This is a genomic window from Vibrio genomosp. F10 str. 9ZD137, assembly GCF_049974785.1.
In the GTDB taxonomy this organism is placed as follows: Bacteria; Pseudomonadota; Gammaproteobacteria; order Enterobacterales; family Vibrionaceae; genus Vibrio.
The window spans coordinates 1-1,688 of record NZ_JBNGCJ010000850.1 but is presented as its reverse complement, the minus strand read 5'-3'; the positions used below and the strand labels follow the sequence as shown (position 1 = coordinate 1,688).

The 1,688-nt window shown below is 44.1% G+C and carries 2 protein-coding genes; both read right to left on the bottom strand.

Annotated features, from left to right (window positions below):
- Positions 1–509 (bottom strand): DNA polymerase III subunit beta (dnaN, locus tag ACP45E_RS19205; protein WP_069585445.1); only part of this gene is annotated, 509 nt, incomplete at its 3' end.
- A 75-nt stretch (positions 510–584) separates the two neighbouring features.
- Positions 585–1,688 (bottom strand): chromosomal replication initiator protein DnaA (dnaA, locus tag ACP45E_RS19200; RefSeq protein ID WP_069585444.1); only part of this gene is annotated, 1,104 nt, incomplete at its 5' end.

Genomic DNA, 1,688 nt, shown 5'->3' with positions numbered 1-1,688 from the left:
CCGCTCTTCCGATCTTTGCCATCGATCTCAAACAACATACCATTGAGGTAATAGCGGACATCTTGGTTGGCCATTGAAAACTGTGTTTTTTCAATCAAACCTTTTAACTCAGCTTGAGTCAGCGACACCTCGACATCACTTTGCCAATCTTCAATGTTAGGAAAATCATTCGCTGGGAGTGTCGCTAATGAGAATCGGCTTCGACCAGAGCGAACCTGTACTCGATCTGCGTCTAAAACAACCGTAATAACCGAGCTATCTGGCAGTCCGCGGCAGATATCGAGAAATTTACGCGAAGGAACGGTAATGCTGCCCGCTTCAAAGTCACCTTCTAATGTCACTCGGCTAACCAATTCCACTTCTAAATCGGTTGCTGTCATGGAAAGAACATTATCTTCAACTTTGAGCAACAAGTTACCTAATATAGGCAATGTTGGGCGTCCACCTAAAGCACCTGACACTTGCTGAAGTGGCTTAATTAAATGGCTACGTTCAATGGTAAATTTCATATCTAACTCTTAACGGTAGTTTGGCGCGATGCCTGTGTTCTTTTATATATAGATAAAATAATCAAGTCTTGGAAATTAAGAAGATAATGTACGAATCAAATTCGAGTAATCTTCTTTTATATCGTGACTCTCTTCTCGAAGCTGAGCAATCTTGCGGCATGCATGCAATACCGTCGTATGGTCTCTGCCACCAAATGCATCACCAATCTCAGGTAAACTGTGATTAGTGAGCTCTTTCGCTAACGCCATCGCCAGTTGACGAGGACGAGCAACCGAACGAGAGCGTCGCTTCGACAATAGATCAGCGACTTTGATTTTATAATACTCAGCCACGGTTTTTTGAATATTGTCGATCGTGACCAACTTTTCTTGCAGCGCTAATAAATCACGAAGTGCTTCGCGAACGAAATCAATGGTAATTGGGCGACCGGTGAAATTCGCATTGGCGATAACACGGTTGAGTGCCCCTTCCAATTCACGAACATTAGAACGTAAGCGTTTCGCAATAAAGAACGCCACTTCATCGGCAAGGTGAATTTGATGGTCTTCCGCTTTCTTCATCAAAATAGCCACTCGAGTTTCTAGCTCTGGTGGTTCGATCGCAACAGTTAACCCCCAACCAAAGCGAGATTTCAAGCGATCTTCGACCCCATTGATCTCTTTTGGGTAGCGATCAGACGTCAAAATGATCTGCTGATTTCCTTCTAATAATGCATTGAAGGTATGGAAGAATTCTTCTTGGGATCGTTCTTTATTAGCAAAGAATTGAATGTCATCGATCAGCAGCGCATCAACGCTGCGATAATAGCGTTTAAATTCTTCAATCGCGTTATTTTGCAGGGCTTTTACCATATCTTGCACAAAACGTTCTGAGTGCATATAAACCACTTTCGCATTGGGTTTATTATCCACAATGGCATTACCGACCGCGTGCAATAAGTGCGTTTTACCCAAGCCTGTACCACCGTACAAAAACAAGGGGTTGTACGCTGAGCCTGGATTATCCGATACCTGTCGGGCAGCCGCTAAACCCAGCTGGTTCGATTTACCCTCTACAAAATTATTAAACTTGTGCTTAGGGTTCACATTTGAGCGATGGTTAATGTCCGCCAGGGTGCTCGGTTCGTCATCCCAGGTTTTATGCACGGGTTTACGCGCTTGTAGACGCGCAGGAGCAGA